The 18,643-nt window shown below is 70.3% G+C and carries 10 protein-coding genes; 3 read left to right on the forward strand and 7 right to left on the reverse strand.

The features are described from left to right. The first annotated feature begins 8 nt into the window (after nucleotides 1-8). Nucleotides 9-1,205, forward strand: a complete 1,197-nt coding sequence (locus ADK55_RS20900) for a beta-ketoacyl-ACP synthase 3 (protein WP_063839578.1) — start codon at nucleotides 9-11, stop codon at nucleotides 1,203-1,205. Between the two features lie 197 nt (nucleotides 1,206-1,402). On the opposite strand, the gene ADK55_RS20905 is transcribed toward ADK55_RS20900, so the two are convergent. From ADK55_RS20905 to ADK55_RS20930, 6 genes are all read right to left on the reverse strand, one after another. Then, complete coding sequence (locus ADK55_RS20905) at nucleotides 1,403-2,236, reverse strand: methyltransferase (RefSeq protein ID WP_053680908.1); 834 nt, start codon at nucleotides 2,234-2,236, stop codon at nucleotides 1,403-1,405. A 105-nt stretch (nucleotides 2,237-2,341) separates the two neighbouring features. Then, on the reverse strand, nucleotides 2,342-4,855 hold the full coding sequence (locus tag ADK55_RS20910) for an FAD-dependent monooxygenase (RefSeq protein WP_063839579.1): 2,514 nt from the start codon (nucleotides 4,853-4,855) through the stop codon (nucleotides 2,342-2,344). 22 nt (nucleotides 4,856-4,877) lie between these two features. Further along, complete coding sequence (locus ADK55_RS20915) at nucleotides 4,878-12,035, reverse strand: amino acid adenylation domain-containing protein (RefSeq protein WP_053680942.1); 7,158 nt, start codon at nucleotides 12,033-12,035, stop codon at nucleotides 4,878-4,880. Nucleotides 12,036-12,061: 26 nt separating this feature from the next. Continuing rightward, entirely contained in the window at nucleotides 12,062-13,324 is a 1,263-nt protein-coding gene (locus tag ADK55_RS20920; RefSeq protein WP_053680912.1) for a cytochrome P450 family protein, read from the reverse strand. Nucleotides 13,325-13,355: 31 nt separating this feature from the next. Beyond that, nucleotides 13,356-14,180, reverse strand: a complete 825-nt coding sequence (locus ADK55_RS20925; protein ID WP_053680914.1) for a methyltransferase domain-containing protein — start codon at nucleotides 14,178-14,180, stop codon at nucleotides 13,356-13,358. Between the two features lie 426 nt (nucleotides 14,181-14,606). Beyond that, nucleotides 14,607-15,158 (reverse strand): EF-hand domain-containing protein, encoded by a 552-nt coding sequence (locus ADK55_RS20930; RefSeq protein WP_078999212.1) that lies wholly within the window; start codon nucleotides 15,156-15,158, stop codon nucleotides 14,607-14,609. Between the two features lie 334 nt (nucleotides 15,159-15,492). Here ADK55_RS20930 and ADK55_RS20935 point away from each other — a divergent pair, with 334 nt between their 5' ends. Together ADK55_RS20935 and ADK55_RS20940 are read left to right on the forward strand one after the other, a co-directional pair. Next, nucleotides 15,493-16,365, forward strand: coding sequence for an SDR family oxidoreductase (locus ADK55_RS20935; protein WP_053680916.1), 873 nt, complete (start codon nucleotides 15,493-15,495; stop codon nucleotides 16,363-16,365). A 987-nt stretch (nucleotides 16,366-17,352) separates the two neighbouring features. Next, nucleotides 17,353-17,925 carry a snapalysin family zinc-dependent metalloprotease gene (locus ADK55_RS20940; RefSeq protein ID WP_053680918.1) on the forward strand — a complete coding sequence of 191 codons (573 nt, stop codon included), beginning with the start codon at nucleotides 17,353-17,355 and terminating at the stop codon, nucleotides 17,923-17,925. Nucleotides 17,926-18,138: 213 nt separating this feature from the next. Here ADK55_RS20940 and ADK55_RS20945 read toward each other — a convergent pair whose 3' ends face one another. Further along, nucleotides 18,139-18,627: a hypothetical protein gene (locus ADK55_RS20945; RefSeq protein WP_199826590.1), complete on the reverse strand. Its 489-nt coding sequence runs from the start codon at nucleotides 18,625-18,627 to the stop codon at nucleotides 18,139-18,141. Nucleotides 18,628-18,643 lie beyond the last annotated feature (16 nt).

The raw sequence follows: 18,643 nt of genomic DNA on the forward strand, positions 1-18,643 counted from the left end.
CACGCCAGGTGGCCAACGAAGAGCTCGTCGAGCGGCTGGGCCGGTCGCCAGAATGGATGTTTCAACGCTCGGGCATCCGGTTCCGGCACGTCGTCGAGTCGGGTGTCACCAGTGGGGACCTGGCCGTCGCGGCCGGCCGCGAGGCTCTGGCTCGGTCCGCGGTCGGCGATGTCGCAGCCGTGGTCGTCGCCACCACATCGCCGGACAGGCCGTGCCCCGGTATCGCTCCGAGCGTCGCCTCACGGCTGGGTATGGCCGGTGTGGCCGCGCTGGACGTCCAAGCCGTGTGCGCTGGTTTCGTCTATGGACTGAGTGTCGCGCAGGGCCTGATCGCCGCGGGTACGGCCGACAGCGTTCTGGTGATCGGTACTGATGCGCTCTCGCTGCTCGTGGCCCCGGACGACCCCACGAGCATGCTCTTCGGCGACGGAGCCGGCGCCGTCGTCCTGCGCTCGGGGCACTGCGACGAACCCGGCGCTCTGGGGCCCTTCGTGCTGGGCAGCGACGGTACCGGCCGCGATCTGATCACTGTGCGCGGCGGTGGATCCGAGGAACGCTCCCGGGCCGGCGGTACCCCGGCGGACCCGTATCTGCGGCTGGACGGGCAAGAAGTGTTCTGGCGAGCGGTGGAGCACATGACTTCCGCCTCCCGAGCAGCTCTGGACGCCGCGGAGTGGAAGCCGCAGGACGTGGACCGGATCGTCCCCCACCAGGCGAACGCACGGATCATCTCCATGCTCGCGGAGCGGTTGGGCATCAGCGCGGGGAGCGCATTGTCCAATATCGAGCAGGTCGGCAACACCTCGGCCGCGTCCATCCCGATCCTTCTCGACCACGCCAACCGCGCAGGGGACCTCAAGCCTGGACACCGGGTCCTGCTCACGGCCTTCGGCGGCGGCTTGGCTTGGGGTGCCACCACCCTCGTGTGGCCGCACCTCACCCGTCCGCACCAACTCATCCGGAGAAACGGCATGTACGACATCCTGGTCAGCATCCTGACCGACAAGTTCCAGGTGCGCCCCGGGCTGGTCGCCCCCGAAGCCACGCCGGTGGCCCTCGGCCTGGACTCACTGTTCGTGGTGGAACTGTCCCTCGTGCTGGAAGGCGACCCGGGATTGCGGATCAGCTTCGACGAACTCTCGGAGGCGAACACCCTGGCCGAGATCGCGCAATTGATGCAGGACAAGCACAACGCATCGGTCTGAAGAGCCGGGATTCCTGCGCTGGCACAACACCACCAGCACATTCGGCGGCGGCACCGCGCGGGCACAACGGGTGGCGGGCCGCCGCGGCTCAAGCATGCATCGGGGAGGCTTCCAGGGCGGTGGTGGTCCGGATGGGCCCGTCGAGAGATTCGGCGGGCCCATCGGCCCAGGTGTTGCCGGGCCGTACCGGGGCGACGTCAGCGGCGCGTGACGTTCCCGGGACGCCGGAACATCAGGGCGTGCACCGTGAAGCGCGTCCCGTCGAACTCCGCCCGCCCCGCCGCTCGCTGTTCCTTGAGCAGGGTCAGCATGGTCTCCTTGTGCTCGGCGTACGCCAGCAGAGGAATGTCCATCTCGAAGATCTCAAGTGTCTCGGTCTCATAGCCGCGCGCGGTGAGCTCCGTGACGGTCCGGGGGATGTCGGCGAGTGAGGAGTGCGCCATGAGCAGGGCGCCGCCTGGTGCGAGGAGCGTGTCCACGCGCTCGAGGACCGAGTCGTACACCGCGAGGCCGCCCCTCCGGGCGACGAGGGCTGTTTCCAGCCCGTCCCTCCTCGCATAACTCGGGTCATACGGCAGGTGCGGCGGATTGGTGATCACCAGATCGAACCGCTCGACCGGTGTGTACCTCTCCAACGACGAGGTGACGCAGGTCAGTCGCGTGACATCGAGGCCATTGGCCATCACGTTCATCGACGTCTGGGCGGCGGAGGCGGGGTTGATGTCCAAAGCGGTCACCCGTCCGGCACCGGCCGCGAGCAGGGCGACGCTGTAGATGCCGGATCCGGCTCCGAGATCCAGGGCGTTGACGCCCTCCAGGGCGGGACAGCCGTCGCCGTTGAGCGCGCTGAGCAGACTCAGCCCGCAGTCGGTCGGGAACAGTACCTCCGCGGGATCGTCCACCATGAGCCGCAGACGCACGCCACGGAACTCGAAGGTCCCACACGAGGGCCGGGCCTCCCACAGCGAGCCGTTGTCGCCGGCCGGCAGGACACGGCGCCGTGTCGGCGTGCGGTCAGGAGCAATGGTCATCGGAACGGAGCCTTTCAACGGGAAGGGGACAGCCGACAGGGTCCGAGGAGCGGAGAGCGGAACCACGAAGGGTCCGCTGCGCCGGCACGCTTGCGGCCCGGCCGGTCATTCGGAGAGGGCGGACAGCACGATGCGCACGGAGTCGTCGGCGATGCGCTGCGCGCGCGACGCCGGAACCAGGCCCTCGACATAGCCGAAGTTCCACGAGAGCCGATCATGACTGGTGGTCACCGCCGCCACGATGGCCCCCATCACCGAGACACCTGTGAGGAACTGCGCGCCGTCGACCCGCCACGGGCCCGTCCGCTCGGGAAACTCGTAGCGGCCGACGTTGGACAGGCACAGGTTGATCGGCCCTTCCTCGTCCATGAACCGCATGAACGACCTGCTGTCCGCCAGAGACCTGGGGCCTGCGACGCGCGGCAGGCTGATCGTGGCCAGATGCTCCTGCCGCTTCCGGCGCCGTACCAGGTCCTGGCTGATGGCCCGGGCCATCAGCCACAGCGGCCGGTCGGGTTCGTATCGGACGCGAGAGGCAACCGTGGCCACGTAGGTGCCGGCCTCGTCCGGGAGGACGGGGGGTTCGAGGTCGGCGCGGAAGTCGACCGGCGAACCGATCGAGAAGTGCGCGGCGGCCGGGGTGCCCGAGTCCCGGGCGACCGCCGACACCATCGCGGCGGCCAGGGCCCCATGGACCGTGGTGCCGTGCCGCTTGGCGGCCCGCACCAGGAGCTCCAACTGGCCGGCGGTGAGGAACCGGTGTGTCATCCGGGTGCGGCGCTGCTCGAACGGGACGTGTTCGCTGGGGATGACCCGCTGTGCGGGGCGACTCAAGGACGCCTGTTGTTCCCGTCGCATCAAGGCTTCGAACCCGGCGACACCCGCCGCGCCCCGGTGGCGGCGCGGGAGCAGGTCGTCCGTCGCGGGAAGGACCCGCCGCGGAACGGCCTGTGGCGGGGCGCCGCGGTCCAGCCGAGCGGCGATCTCGATCCACTCACGGACCAGGGACAGGCACGTCTTTCCGTCGGCGATGACGTGCGAGGCCGTCAGCAGCAGATCGTGGACGTCCCCTCCGTCCTCGTCCTCCGTCCCTCCCGACGTGATCACCACCGCCCGCAGCAGCGGCCCGGTGCGCCAGTCCAGGCCCTCCGCGAGCTCGCGGCCGTCCACCTCGTGCTGCCACCGGGTGTCGGCCGTGGGGTCGTCCGGTCGTACACGGACGTGCCGAAGAGGGATCCGCCGTCCGTCCAGGGGGACGAAGGCGGGGTGTGCTCCGGTGCCGTCGTCGGTGATCGCGACACGCAGCAGGGCGTGCCGCAGCTGGAGGATGTCCAGGGCGCGGCGGTGCAGCGACGGGGACATGCGCCCGTGGACCCGGGCGCGGGCGATGACGTTGAGCGGCGAGGTCAGGTCGGCGATCCAGTACAGGCGCTCCAAGGGACTCAGGCCCCTTCGTACGCCGCCGGGTTCGGCAGCCGGCTCGTCCGCGTAAGTGAGGGCCTGGGTGGTCTGCCGGACGAGGAGACGGCGGGGCATCAGTCTGAAGGAGGCGTCGCGGATCAGACGCCGGTGCGGGCGGGCCCCCTGGGTCAGTCTGTTCATGCTGCGGGACCCGGCCACCATGGCCCGCGTGCGGTCGCGGCGCAGTTCCTCGTACGCGCGCAGGGCCCGTACCGGATCGTCACTGGTCACCTCGGCCAGCGTCCGGGCCAGCACGACGGCGTCCTCCATGGCCATGCCGGCCCCTTGGGCGAGCGTGGTCAGCATGGGGTGGGCTGCGTCGCCGAGGAGGGTGACGGGGCCGTCACCCCACCGTTCCAGGAAGGCACGGTCACGTGAGGGAGCGGTGAGGATGTCCGCCTCGGGGGTGGCCTCGATCACCGCTCGCACCTCGTCGGCCCACCCCGCGTACGCCTGCCGGACGGCGTCCTTGACGTGACCGGGCGTCCCGGAGGTGGTGCTCATGGCGGCCCACCAGTAGCACCGGCCGTGGCCGATGTCGATGAGACCGAAACGCTGTCCGCGCCCCCAGTAGTGGCGTACGGCACCTCTGGTGAGGCGCGGGTGCTGGAAGGGGACGATGCCGAGCCGGAAGAGGTGGTCACAGTCCCGGGGCTGCTCGGGTCCGACGAGGCGGCGCCGTACGGCCGAGTTGAACCCGTCGGCGCCGATGAGGACGTCCCCACTCGCCGAGCGGCCGTCCTTGAAGCGGACGGTGACTCCCGGGTCCCCGATCTCGAAATCGGCGGCGGCAGCCCCCAGGTGGACGGGGCAGTCGCCGACCTCCGTCAGCAGGGCCTCCTGGAGGTCCGCGCGGCCGAGGCAGAAGCTCGGCGCGCCGACCTGCTCGCAGGCGTCCTTGAACGGGAGGTCCCTGATGAGCCGGCCACGGCGATCCATGATCGTGAACGACTCCACGGCCTGACCGCGCTTGTCCAGGCCCAGGTCGATGCCGAGGCCGGCGAGGGCGGTGACGGCGTTGCTCATGACCGACAGGCCCGAGCCGGCTTCGCGCAGTTCGGTGGCGCGTTCGTACACCTCGACGTCGACGCCGACGCGCCTGAGCGCGACCGCACACGTAAGACCGCCGATGCCGGCACCGATGACAAGGGCTTTCACACGGCGTCCTGATGGCATGGCGTCAGCCCACCCGCCGGCTTCGGGCGGAGTCGTCGATCAGTTCGACGACGGCGTTCGCCAGCTGTGCCACGTGCGGTTCTTCCATGATCGTCAGGTGGTCTCCGGGGACACGGACCGTCCGGATCCGTCCGCTGGTCATGGAACTCCAGCCGTTGCAGGGGTCCTGGTGACGGGTCCGGGCGGCGCCGTGCATGGCGGTCAAGACCGCGGGCAGCGGTTCCGCGGCGCGGATCAGGGTGAGGTCCTGGTCCTCGCGCGGAGGGCGGTAGGCCAGTGTGGCGCGCCAGTTCGCCCGGTAGACGTCGAACAGGCGGCGGATGACGGCCCCGGAGCTGCCGGCCGGCAGGATGCCCCGCTCACTCGCGACGCGGGCCATGTACGTGAACCTCTCCTCCGGCGAGCCGAGCCCGCCCGGGACGGTCCGGGCGGATGCCGTGCCGCCGTCGCGCGGCCAGAGGAGCTCGTGGAAGAACCACTCCAGCATGGCCTCGTCGTCGTGAGGTGAGCGCGGTCCCTGGTCCAGGGCGGTGGTGTCCACCACCAGCAGGGTCACGTCCTCGCCCTCCGCCCGCAGCCGGCGGGCGATCTCGAAGGCGACGAAGCCGCCGAAGGACCATCCGCCGATGGTGTAGGGGCCGTCCGGCCGCACCGTCCGCAGCGCGGCGAGGTAGCTGTCCGCGAGGCCCTCCACCGTGCACAGCGGTGTGGTGCCGGGGTCGGCGCCGGCCGCCTGGAGCGCGTACAGCGGCCGGTCGGCCGGAAGGTGCCGGGCGAACGAGACGTAGCACAGCACGGTGCCACCCATCGGGTGGACCATGAACAGCGGCGGGCGGGTGCCTTGCGGACGGATCGGCACCAGGGGATCGAACGCGGCCGTCGCCCCGCCCTCGCGCAGCCGTGCCGCGATACCGGCGGAAGAGGGCGTCGCGACGAACTCGGCCAGCGGGATGTTCACCTGGTAGCGCTGTTCGATCCGGATCACCAGCCGCATCGCGGTCAGGGAGGTGCCGCCGAGGTCGAAGAGGCTGTCATGCGTCCCCACCGTGTCCAGCCCCAGCACGTCCGCCATCAACTCGACGAGTGTCCGCTCGTACGCGTCGCGCGGTCCGCTGTCGGGGGCGCGGCCGGGGGCGGTCAGCGGGGCGCGGCGCAGTGCGGCGTCGTCGCGCTTGCCGCTGGGGGTCAGCGGCCACTGGGAGACCCATTGCAGGTGCGAGGGGACCATGTAGGCGGGCAGAGTGACGTGCAGTCGCTCACGGATGCCGGCCAGGTCCTCCGCCGTGCCCTCGCCGAGGAGGAAGGCGGCGAGGAAGGTCTCGCCGTCCGCCCGCTCGCGGGCCACGACCGCGACATCGCGCAGGCCGGAACAGCTGTGCGCCAGGCCGTTGACGGCCAGCTCCACCTCCGCCGGCTCCACGCGGAAGCCCCGTACCTTGACCTGCGCGTCATCGCGTCCGAGGAAGACGATGTCGCCCCCCGGAAGCACCATGCCGACATCTCCGGTGTAGTAGAGCCGGTGGTCTCCGTCCGCGAAGGGATGCGGGAGGAAACGCTCCTTGGTCAGGTCCGGTCGGCCTTCGTAGCCGTCGGCCAGGAAGTTGCCGCCCAGGTAGACGTCGCCCCGTGCCCCGGCCGGCACCGGGCGCATCCGCTTGTCCAGGACGTGTGCCTCGGCCCCGTCGAGGGCGCGGCCGATCGGCGGCAGCGCAGGGAAGGCAGCGGGGTCCCCGGTCATGGGGAAGGAGGTGACCACGTGGGTCTCGGTGGGACCGTACTGGTTGTCCAGGACGACCCCCGGGAGACGGGCGCAGAACGCGCGGATCTCCGGGGTGACGCGCAGCTGCTCGCCGCAGGTGATCACCACCCGCAGGGCCGGTGGCGTGATGTCCAGCGTGCCGGCGGCTTCCGCGAGTTGCTGGAGGGCCACCGGGGGAAGGAATACCTGCTCGACGCGTTCGCGATCGAGCAGGCGCAGCAGCGCGGGCATGTCCCGCCGCTGCGCGTCGCCGGCCAGGCACAGGGTGCCGCCGAGGCACAGCGTGGAGAAGATCTCCTGGAAGGAGATGTCGAAGCTCAGCGGTGCGAACTGCAGGGTGACGCCGCCCGGGACCGCGCTGGGCGCCACTGCCTGCCAGGCCACCAGAGCGGCCAGGGTGCGGTGCGGCATGGCGACGCCCTTGGGGGTCCCGGTGGAGCCCGAGGTGAACAGGACGTACGCGGTGCTCGCGCCGTCCGTTCCGCCCCCTGCCGGGCACACCGGTGCGGGCGCGGCCACCGACTCGGCGGGTAGCAGCAGCGCCGGATCACCGGCGAGATGGGCGTGGGGGGCCTCGGCCACGACGCGGAAGGGCCGGGCCTGCCCCACCATGGCGTCCAGCCGGGCGGCGGGGTACCCGATGTCCATCGGGACGACCGCGCATCCGGCGCGCATGACGCCCAGGAGCACCGCCATGGTCAGCGGGGACCGGTTCATGGCGATCCCGATGCGGGCGCCGGCCGGGGCCTCGAGCGCGTACAGCCGTCCGGCCACGTTCGCCGCGGCCTCGGCCAGCCGGGCGTAGCTCCACCGTTCCTCGCCCATCACCACGGCGGTCGCGTTCGGGGTGCGTGCCGCCTGTTCGAAGAAGCGGGTGACGACCGTGGGGTGTTCCGCCGGTGGGGCGAGGACGGGGCGGGGGGCCAGGAAGGCGAAGTCCGGTGCTTCGTCCGGATGTTCCACCAGGCGGCGCAGGATGCTCAGGTAGCCGACCGCGTAGAGGTCGCCCTGCTCCGCCGGGAACGTCGTTCCGTCGCAGTCGACCCGCAGCCACATGCCGGTGCCGTCCGGTTCCGTGACCGCGTTCACCAGGAGACGGAAGTCGTTCTCCTCCCAGGTACGGAACTCGGCGAGGCGCAGACCGGGCAGTGCGAGTACGCGAGAGAGCTGGTGGAAGTGCACGTAATTGAAGGCGGTGTCCAGCACGGGACCGCCGTGGTCCTCCTGGATGGCGCTCAGCGGGTAGCGGCGGTGCGGGTGGCCGTCCTGCTCCTGGCGGAAGCCTTCACGTGCCACGCCCAGCCAGGTGTCCCGCGCGGTGTCCAGGCGTAGGGGCACGGTGTTCAGGAAGAGTCCGGCGATGCGCTCCGCACCGGCCAGTTCGGGCCGGCCATGGGTGATCAGACCCGTGGTGACGTCACGGGTGCCGGCGAGCGCGGCCAGTGTCAGGCCGTGCGCCGCGAAGAGTACGGACTTGACCGGCAAGGTGTGTTCGGCCGCGAAGCGCCGCACCTGCTCGACGAGGGCGGCGGGCAGGTCGAACCGCCGGGAGGTCGGACGGTGGCCGGCTCCGGGCAGGTGGGGCGAGAACGACTCGATCGGCAGGGGCTCGGAGCCGGCCAGCTTCTCGCGCCAGTAACGCCGGGCCTCCCGCGAACGCAGAGCGGCCTGCTCCAGCCGTACGTGGGCCGCCGGTGACGCGAGTGCCGCGTCCTCGACGGGATCGGCGTCCAGACCGAGGCCGTGTGCGTAGTCCTGGAGCAGTTCCTGGAGCAGGGTGGCAACGCTGCCGCCGTCGAGGAGCGCGTGGTGAAAGCTGAGGACCAGGTCGACAGCGGTGGGGCGCACGTGGGCGCGGAACAAGTACAGCGGCGGCCGGTCGAAGACGTACGGGTGGCGGCGGCGTTCCTCGATGTGCGCGCGTACCTCGGCCTCGGCTGCCGTGTCGTCCAGCGGACGCAGGTCGGCGATCTCCAGGCCGCCGTGCACCTGAGACCGGACGATCTGCAGCGGTTCGGCACCGTTCAGGTCGAAAGCCGACCGCAGCGCCGGATGCCGTGCCGTCAGCCGGTCGAAGGCGCGGCGGAACTCCTCCTCCTCCCAGGGCATTTCCAGGGTGTACCGGAAGACGTCCCGGTAGGTGGCCGAGGATTCGTGCCTGCGGCTGTGGTAGAGCAGGCCGAGCTGGAGCCGGTTGAGGGGGTAGGCGTCCTCGGCGTCCCGCAGCCGGGCCCGGTCCACGTCCGCCACGAGGGCGAAGGGAGCCGGGACGGCCTCGGCCCCGGACGCGTCGCATTCCTCGGCACATGAGGCGAGACCGGCCACCGTCGGGTTGCGCAGGAGGTCGGTGAGCGAGAAGCACAGGCCCCTGGCCTCCGCCGCGGCGCGCACCCTGAGCATGGTGATCGAGTCACCGCCGAGGGCGAAGTAGTCGTCGTGCACCCCCACGGCGTCATGGCCCAGGACACGGGCCCAGACCTCGGCGAGGACCGCCTCGGTATGGTTGCGCCGCCGGCCGTCCCCGGTGGCCCTCGGGGAGTCGTCCGGCAGGGGAAGGGCGCGGCGGTCGGTCTTGCCGTTGGGGGACAGCGGAACCGCGTCGATCCGGGTGAAGGTCGCCGGAATCGTGAACGCCGGCAGCGTCCGCCCGAGCCGCTCGCGCAGCAGTGCCGTGTCGATCGGGTCGTCGGCGACGTAGTAGCCGGCCAGGACGGTTCCCCGGTCGATGGTGTCACGTCCCACCACGACGGCGTCACGCACCCCGGGGACCGCGCGCAGGGCGGCCGCCGCCTCCCCGGGCTCGACGCGGTGGCCCCGGATCTTGACCTGGTCGTCGATCCGTCCGAGGTACTCCACGGTGCCGTTCGCGAGCCACCGGGCCAGGTCCCCGCTGCGGTAGAGGCGACCGCCCGGCACGAACGGGTCGCTGCCGAACTTCTCGGCGGTCAGCTCCGGACGGTCGAGGTACCCCCGGGCGACGCCGGCCCCGCCGATGCACAGCTCGCCGGCGACACCGACGGGTTGCGGCAGGTCGTCGGCGCCCAGCACGTACAGCCTGGTGTTGTCGATCGGCCGCCCGATGGGAACCCGTGTGACGCCGCGTGCGGGGTCGGGTGGGCAGTCGTAGGACGATACGTCGACCGTCGCCTCCGTCGGGCCGTACAGATTCACGATCTGCGTCGGCTGTTCACCACCCCTCTCGCGGCAGGACCGGTCGGCGAGGTGGTTGAACCGCTCGACCTGCGGCCCGGACAGGGCCTCGCCGCTGCAATAGACGTAACGCAGGGACGCGATGCCCAGGCGTGTCTGCGGCGACTCCTCCAGCAGGTCGAGGAACGGGCCGAGCATCGAGGGGACGAAGTGCACGGCGGTGACCCGGTGCTCGCGGATCGCCCGGAGCACCTCGCGCGGGTCCCGCTGCGCGCCGGGCGGCAGCAGGGCCACGGTCGCGCCCTCGACGGCCCACCAGAACAACTCCCACACCGAGACGTCGAAGGAGACCGGCGTCTTCTGCAGGAGCACGTCCTGCTCTCCGAGCGGGTATCGGCGCTGCATCCATGCGAGGCGGTTGACCACGCTGTGATGCTCGACCATGACGCCCTTGGGCTGCCCGGTGGAACCGGAGGTGTAGATGACGTAGGCGAGGTCACGGGAGGTGGCGACCGGCTCGACCGGGGCTTCGCCGCCGGTCCGCAGCCCGTCGATGTGCCGGGCCGCCGCGTCCCGGGGAAGGCCGGCGGAGGTGTCGTCGACGATCACCAACTTGGCACGGCTGTCGCGCAGCAGGAAGTCCACCCGCCCGGCCGGGTGGTCGGGGTCCACGGGTACGTAGGCGCCGCCGGACTTCAGGATGCCCAGCAGTGCGACCAGCAACTGCGGTCCCCGCTCCATCATCACCGCGACGCGGTCGTTCGGACCGACGCCCTCGGCCCGCAGGGCCCGGGCGACGCGGTTGGCCCGCTCGTCGAGTTCGGCGTAGGTCAGCGTCTTTCCGGACGCCGTGACGACGGCGGTCCGCTCCGGGCGGCGGGCGGCCCGGGCCTCGAACAGCCCGTGCAACGTCGCCTGGTCCGCGTAGGGCACCAGGGGGCCGTGTGCGCGACCGGCGGTGAGGTCCCGGTGCTCGGCCGGCGTCAGCATGGGGACGTCGCGAAGCGGTCGGTCCAGCAGGTCCAGACCGTGCTCCAGGAGCGTCGTGAGGTGACCGGCCACGGCGCCGATGGGGAAGTCCTCGTCGAAGACGTCACGGTCGTAGTCCAGGTCGACGCGGATGTCGGTCGTGCCGTCGAAGGCGGAGACCAGGATGCCCAGTGCCTCCTGGTCGTGCGAGGCGGCCATCAGGGCGCTGCGTCGAACGACTCCCGGAATGTCGGGCCGGGACCAATTCATGTAGGAGAGCGTCACGTCGAAGAGCTGCCGCGGACTTCGGGCCGCCGGGGAAGTCTCGCGCAGGATGTCGCCGACCGCGAGCCGCTCATGTCGTCGGAGCCGACGGGTCGTGCCGTCGATCTCGGCGAGGAGTTCCCCGACGGTCAGCCCGCCCGGCGCCGCGATCCGTAGCGGAAGGGTGTTGGCGAACTGGCCGAGGACGTCCCTGTGCCGTTGCGTCGGACGGTTGAGGAAGGGGATGCCGAGGACCACTTCCTCGCTCCGGTGCAGACGCGTCAGACAGATGCCGAGCATGGCCGCGACGTAGGTGAAGGGCCAGTGACCCACGCCGCGGACCTGGTCGACGAGGACACCGTCGATCACGAACGAGTGGCGGCCCCGTTCGCGCGGGACGCCGCCCGTCGTACGGGTGAACAGCACGGGTGTCACGTCCGCGAGGTACTCCCGGTAGAAGGCGCGGTCGCGGTCGCCGTCGGTCCCCGTGCGGTAGGCGGAGTCCTCCTCGACGAATGCCAGGTAGGAGGGGGCCTCCCTGGTGACGCTCCGCTGATCGCCCTCCGGCGCCCCGGCGTACTCCCGGAGGATCTCGTGGCTCAGCCGGTCGAGGGTCCAGCCGTCGGCGACGATGTGGTGTGCCTTGACGTGCAGGTGCGTGACGTCCGCGCTCTCCAGGAGAACCGTGGCTTCGACCAGGGGACCGCTGTCGAGCGGCAGGGCGCCCGCCATCGACGCGCGCATCCACTCGGCGCAGGCGCCGTCCGGTTCGGGCGCTTGCGAGAGATCGACCACGGTGACCGGAACCGTCTCCTGCGCCACCCGTTGGAAGGGAACGCCGGCACTGTCGGCGAACCGCAGCCGGAACGTCTCGTGGCGGTGCAGAACGAGTTCCGCACAGGCGGCGAGCCTTCTGTGGTCGACACCGCCGTGCAGGCGCTCGTGGAGCACGCAGTTGAACTGCGGTGATTGCGGCGCTCGGGATCCAATGGACCAGACGTCTCGCTGGTACGACGTCAACTGGTGTGATGATCCGGGGTTGGTGCTCACCTGTGGGCGTTTCCTTCGAGCCGTACCGGGATCTCCCGGTGGCCGTTGAAGATGAGAGAGGGAAGTGGGGTCAAGCGGTCCGAATCCACCGCGAGTTCGAGGTTCGGGAACCGGGAGAAGAGCGCGGACAGCGCGATACGGCCCTCCAGGCGGGCGAGTTCCGCTCCCAGGCAGTACGTCGGACCGTGGCTGAAGGCCAGGTGATCGCGGACGGTGGGGCGGGTGACGTCGAAGAGGTCGGCCCCCGAACCGTGTACTCCCGGGTCGCGTCCGACCGCGGCGTAGTTGATGACGAGGGCGTCGCCCCGCTCGAACGTCAGCCCTGTCGGTTCGTCGTACAGGTCCTCGGTGGGGAAGCGCATCATGAAGTTGGCCACCGGGGCCTGGTGGCGCAACGTCTCCTCCACGACCCGGTCCCAGCCGACCCGGCCCGATACGGCCAGGTCCAGCTGATCCGGATGAGAGAGCAGGTTGACCACGGCATGGTCGAGCAGGTTCGCCGTGGTCCCGTAGCCGGCGCCCAGAACCAGCCAGATGTTGTCGGCCAGTTCCCGCTCGTCGAGCAGTCCCTCGCGATGTGCGTCGACCAGCGCGGTGGCGATGTCGTCGCCGGGCTGATCCGACTTCAGCACGATCAGGTCCGCGAGGAGCCGCGCGGCCTCCGCCTCGGTGTCGCTCGCCTGCTCCGCACTCAGATCGGTGGTGAAGACCATGTCGTTGACGGCCTGGAAACTGTCGTACATGGACTCCGGCAGCCCGACCAGCGTGGTCACCGTCCGCCACGGCAGCCGTGTCGCGAACCACGTCCGCAGGTCCACGACCCCGTCGGGGGCGAGGGCCGCCTCCCGCGCCAGGTCGTCAAGCAACGCGGCGGTGGTCTCCTCGATCCACGGGGCGAGCACCCGTACGCGGCGGGTGCTGAACGCGGGCACCAAGGGGTGGCGCAGTCGGCTGTGGTCGGGCCCGTAAGCGGTCTGGACGGTGCGGATGTCGACCCAGATCCGCAGTGGCCAGTCGGCGGGAAGCTCACCGTTGACGAAGGCGGGCCAGTGTTGGTGTGCGTCCTTGGAGACCCGGGGGTGGACCAGTAATCGCCGGACGAGGCCCGGGTCGGTCACCGACCACGCCGGTACGCCACCGGGCAGTTCGACCCGGGCGGCGGGCCCCAGGGCACGCAGTGCCCCGGCTTCGCCGTGGACGTCCGCGGCGCTGCCGTCCAGGCGGTAGGGGCAGCGGTTCCGAGAGGGCGGGGAGGACATGGCTCACGACCTCGGTGGCGGTAGTCGGTGCTCAGTGGCGAACGGCGGTCAGGAGTCCGTAGCGGAGCTCCGGGACCTTGCAGAAGAACCACTCGCCCAAGTCGGCCGCCGTGGCCCATTCACGTGACGTCTCGCCACTGGAGTTGTTCGCGGCGTCCCGCCACCCGCTGATCATGCTGTCGTAGCAGCGCCGGACGTTCTCGGTGATGTCGGTGTGGTCCACCACCTCCAGCCCGGCCTCCCGCAGTAGTTCCCCGTACATGTCGGTGGTCAGCGAGAACTTGAAGTACGCGTACGCGTCGGCCATACGGGCCGCGTCCGGCGCGCCGAGCTCGCCCGCGAGGCTGTGTTCGGCGATGACCAGCCGTCCGCCGGGACGCAGGACCCGCGCGATGTGCCCGAGGGCCGCCTTCTTGTCCTTCATGTGCATCAGGGACTCGATGGCGTACGCGCCATCGAAGCTCCCATCCTCGAAGGGGTTCTCCATGGCATCTGCCAGCCGGAACGTGGCCCGTCCTGGAAGGGACGACGGCAAGGGACGGCTGTTGGCCAGGTCCACCTGGTAGTCGCTGACGCTGATGCCGGTGATCTGCACGGCATGGTGGGCGACGATGCGCGCCGCGGTGCTGCCGTGGCCGCAGCCCACGTCAAGCAGGTGCCGGCCCTCGGTCGGCGCGAGGCGTTCGGTGACGAGGTCCGTCAGCCGGTCTGTCGCCGCCCGCATGGAACTGTGGTCCGTGTCGTCTTCCCAGTAACCGACGTGGATGTTTCCGCCGAGGGCATGGTCGTACACATCCGTATGACGGTCGTAGAAGGTCCCCACGTCGCCGGAGGTGTGGGGGTGTTGCGCCAGCATGGGGCGGCCTTTCACATTTCGTCGAGTCGTTCGCGGGAGCACGGACATGGCAGACGGACCCGCGCGAAAGCGCCTGCGGGGGAGGTGGGAGGAAAAGATACCTGGATGCCTATAGGGAAATGCGGCGCAGTTGAGATCAGGCGGTGAGCAGGGAATTCATCCGATCCACCGGCACACCGTCCGCTCACCCGAAACGCACCACTGAAGCAGCCCCTCGGGGATATCGCCACGTAACACCGAAGGGCAGTACTGCAACCGCGCCCGGAGCGCCACCGCCGAAGGGGGTAACGCCGCACCACGGCCCTGGCCCCCTGGAGGTGATCGCTCCGTCCCCGGGTGCTGCTACGGCGTATTACTCAGCCGTGGCGTACTCCGAGGAACGCGATTGCAGTACCGGTTCAAACAGTTCCGCTCAGGCGGTTCCGCTCACACGCGCCCGAAGAAGAGGCTGCCCGGCGCCTCCGGGTCGTTCGAGAGGAAGTGCTCGCGCACCGCCCGGATGAACTCGTGGCGCGAGATCGAGCCGTCTCCGTCGGTGTCCAGCTTGGTGAACATGTCCATCGCGTCGGGCGCGTCGCTCTTCCAGACGTCCCGCAGGAACCGGGCGAACTCTTCCTTGCTGATCTCGTTGTCGCCATCGACGTCGATGACGTCGAAGATCGCGTGGCCGCCGCCCTCGGTCACGTTGAGCCGACTGGTGTCGATCACGGCGAGGCGGTTGGCCGTGATGAACTGCTCCTTCGTGAGTCGGTCCCCGTCGACGCCGGCGTGACGGAGCAGCTCGAGCCAGTAGATCTGGCAGAAGGTCTGGAGCGCCCTGGCCCGGCGGTCGTCCTTGGCGAGCTTGTACGCCGAGATGTAGCGGTCGGCGAGCTTCTGGTAGTCCGTCCAGTCCAGATAACCGTCCTGATTGGCATCCATGGTGTCGAATGTGCGCTCGAGCTTGATGGTGATGACGTCCTGCGCCGCAGCGGTCACGTTTCCTCCGTGGGGGTGAGGGGGAATTTCATGATCACCCTCCCTTGTCGCATGAAGTGGGGCAACTTGACGAAAGGTTCCTGTTCCGCCATTTCATCCATTCGGGCGCACGCGCCTGTGGAACGGATCCGCTGCGGCGGATTACCGCGTCCGCCGATGTCCTCAACAGCGTGGCACCCATACCGAATTCAGGCGGAGAGACCGAAACCCTTTGGTCGCGAGGGGGTTATCACGGCGAAGTAGGGGGAGCGGCTCGCCGACGGATGGCAGGTGCGGTCCCGGCTGTCTCCGATTCCTGAACTGGAGTGAACAAGTGACGAAATCATCGGGTCCGATGACGCCCGCAGGCCGGGCCGTGCTGATCAGCGGGTCCTCATCCGGACTGGGGGAAGCTTGCGCGCTACACATGTCCCGGGTGGGCTTCCACGTCATCGCCGGAGTCCGCCGGCCCGAGGACGGACAGCGGCTGCAAGAAGCCGCCGACGGGCGGCTGACCCCGGTGATCATGGACGTGACGGACGAGAAGTCGGTCCTGGAAGCCGTGCACGAGGTCACCGAGTTGACTGGTGAGGCCGGGCTGTGGGGGCTGGTCAACAACGCGGGCATCGCGGTCACGGCTCCGCTGGAGTGCGTACCGATGGAGCTGATGCGCCGGCAGCTCGACACCAATGTGATCGGTCAGCTGCGGGTGACGCAGGGGTTGCTGCCTCTGCTGCGAGCCGGCTCCGGGCGGATCGTCAACGTCTCTTCGGGCCTCGGGAACGTCGCTCTCCCCTACCTCGGCGCTTACGCCGCTTCCCAGTTCGCCAAGGAGGCCCTCAGCGACACGTTGCGCCGCGAGCTCGCTCCGCAGCGGATCCCCGTTGTCGTGATCCAGCCTGGCGCCGTCCTGACCCCGCTCTGGGAGAAAATGTCCGACGGAGGCAACCGGGTCCTGGACAGCGTTCCGGCGCCGGTCCAGGAGCTCTACCGCCACCCGTTCCAAAAGTTCATGAAGGACAACGAGACCTCTGCCCGGAGCAGCCGTACGCTCCCCGACGACGTCGCCCGGGTGATCTTCCGCGCCTTGGTCGCCCAGCGGCCCAAGACCCGCTACACCGTCGGCCGAGACGCGACCGGCAGCCGCGTGCTGTCCAGGCTGTTGTCCGACCGAATGTTGGACCGGGTCTTCGGCGGGTCATCTGCCTGGACACACCTCAGGAACTGACGACCCGCCGCACGAGGGCCGAACCAGCTGATCGCGGGCCGCCCTGTCATCCGGCCGGCCACGCCTGAATTGATCCTGTGCGGATCGGACCTCACTGCTGAACCGGTGTGGTGGAGCCAAGGGCGGCGGCGAACGCGACGACGAGGTCGTGTGCCTCCCGGATTCGAGGACTGCGGCTCGGCCAACCCCTATGACCCGGCATCGACTTCGAGCGTGGGGACCGGCGCCGGGCGGCCGATGAGGCGGAGCGCCGGCGGGAGGAGCAGGAGCACCGGGAGGAGCGCCGGCGCCGGTAAGCCATGACGTGGCGCTGCCCGGAGTGCGGCCGCAAGGTCTGCCCCGCCGGTGATCCGTGGGGCACGGCGGCCGCATCCGGCGGCCTCTGCGACATGTGCCAGTCCCGGCCGAGCGCCACGCCGCGCAGACCCGCGAGCGTGCGGCGGAGAAGGCGGCGGCCGAGGCCGACGCGAGGCAGGACGGACCGTTCGGATCGATCCGCGCCCTGCGCTCCGGGGGGTCGGACGGGCGTCAGCCGGGACGGGACGGCTGTCACTGGTCATGTTGCGCAGCGGTGGCGATCATGACGGCGATGATCATGGCTGTCACGGGTTGACCGAGCCGCTGCCGGCAGGCGCCAATCGCGAAGGTGGCCGGCTGTCATGGGCGCGCCCGTTCACACCTTGTTTTTCGCGGCCTGGCTGTCAGGAATCCGCATGGTTGCGCCGACGCGGCCGTCCGCGGACGGCTCGTCGAGCGCGTCCGCGAAAGCCCTCTGGATGGCGCCGCCCGCTGACCGGTCATCGGCCGGAGTGCCTGCGGGAATTGGCCGGCAGGTGCATGACGGGTTGGTGGGGTACGGGGCTACCTTCTTAGGGCTCCGGAGGGGCGGCTGTCCGAACGTGCGGGCCACAGGCGGGCGGTGGCGGCGTCTCCAGTGCCCCGGCTCCGCCGAGGGGCCGGGCCCCCCACGCGTGAAGGAAGACGACCATGTCTCTGGGCACCTGGCTGAAAGTCGGCACCTCCGCAGCCGCGCTGGTCCTCGCGGCGGCAACCGCCGCGACCGCGGCACCCGCGCCCATACCGGACGCTGCCGCAGCGGTAGTGACGCTCCGTTACGACGGCAGCCGGGCCGGCGGCTGGGAAGCGGCCATCGCGGCCGGGGTCGCTTCCTGGAACGCGAACGTCGGTAACGTACGGCTGGTGGAGGCCGCGCCCGGGGTCCGGGCCGAGATCGTCATCGTGGCCACCACCGGCTGGCCGCAGGCCACCCTCGGCCCGGTCCGTCCGGGGCGACAGGTGCGAGTCGAACTCGGCGCGCAGGCCGTGAGCCAGGGGTACGACAAGACGCGCATCGCCGCGCATGAGCTGGGCCACAGCCTGGGCCTCCCGGACACCAAGCCGGGGCCGTGCTCCCAGCTGATGTCCGGGTCCAGCGCCGGTACGGCCTGCACCAACGTCGTGCCCAACGCGACGGAGCGGTCCCGCGTGCAGAGCGCGTACGTGAACGGGCTCGCGGCGACCGTGCCGACCGACGGCCGGGTACTCATCGACGCCCCCTGACCGTCGGGGTCGGCGGGTGGGCCGGTGCGGGGGCCTGACCGGGACGAACTCCCGGAGGGCGGCCGTGCCGGTCCACTGCCGGCCTTCCCAGAGAAGCAGCTTCGGGCGCGGGTGCTGCTTCTCGGCGACATGGCCGATTGGGAGCATCTGCGGTGGAGCGCGGATCCGGGACCGCACCCTGGCGTAGTTGGCGCCGCTCGCCGGATCAAGCGCTCAGTCTGTGACACCCTCCAGCGGAAGGTGGTCGCGGCGGTACTCCGATTCCAGCCACTCCTCCTTCACGAAGAGCGGACGCGTAAGCCACGCTTCCCCGACCCGCTGTGAGCGCAGAAGAATCCCGAGGTCGGTCAGGGAAAGTGATCCGTCAGAGGTGAACAGGATGCGGTTCCCATGCTCCGCGGCATGGTCCAGGAGAAACTGTTGGCCTTGCCCGTGGTCGCTCCCCGCCAGTGGAAAGCCGGCCAGGAAGACCTGCGGTCCGACGACTGCGTCCAGCGCGACGCATGCGAGCTTGCCCGCGTCGTAGAACGCCTTCACGCCGTCCCGAAAGTCTTGCCGGCCGTACGGGCCACCCATCCGTGCCTGCGGCTCGGAAATCAGCAGGGCCTCGGCGACCTCGTCTATGGACATCCCGAAGCGCAGCGGCCCCACACCGCCGTCGGACCGCAGTTCCCAGCGCTCCCGTTCCCCATCTGCGCTCATCCGTTCGCCCCCTCGA

It is taken from the genome of Streptomyces sp. WM4235 (genome assembly GCF_001279725.1).
In the GTDB taxonomy this organism is placed as follows: domain Bacteria; phylum Actinomycetota; class Actinomycetes; order Streptomycetales; family Streptomycetaceae; genus Streptomyces.

Coding starts and splice junctions, on each gene's coding strand:
- ADK55_RS20940 (WP_053680918.1), top strand. CDS start 17,353: ATGTCTCTGGGCACCTGGCTGAAAGTCGGCACCTCCGCAGCCGCGCTG.
- ADK55_RS20945 (WP_199826590.1), bottom strand. CDS start 18,627: ATGAGCGCAGATGGGGAACGGGAGCGCTGGGAACTGCGGTCCGACGGC.
- ADK55_RS20935 (WP_053680916.1), top strand. CDS start 15,493: ATGACGCCCGCAGGCCGGGCCGTGCTGATCAGCGGGTCCTCATCCGGA.
- ADK55_RS20920 (WP_053680912.1), bottom strand. CDS start 13,324: ATGTCCTCCCCGCCCTCTCGGAACCGCTGCCCCTACCGCCTGGACGGC.
- ADK55_RS20905 (WP_053680908.1), bottom strand. CDS start 2,236: ATGACCATTGCTCCTGACCGCACGCCGACACGGCGCCGTGTCCTGCCG.
- ADK55_RS20925 (WP_053680914.1), bottom strand. CDS start 14,180: ATGCTGGCGCAACACCCCCACACCTCCGGCGACGTGGGGACCTTCTAC.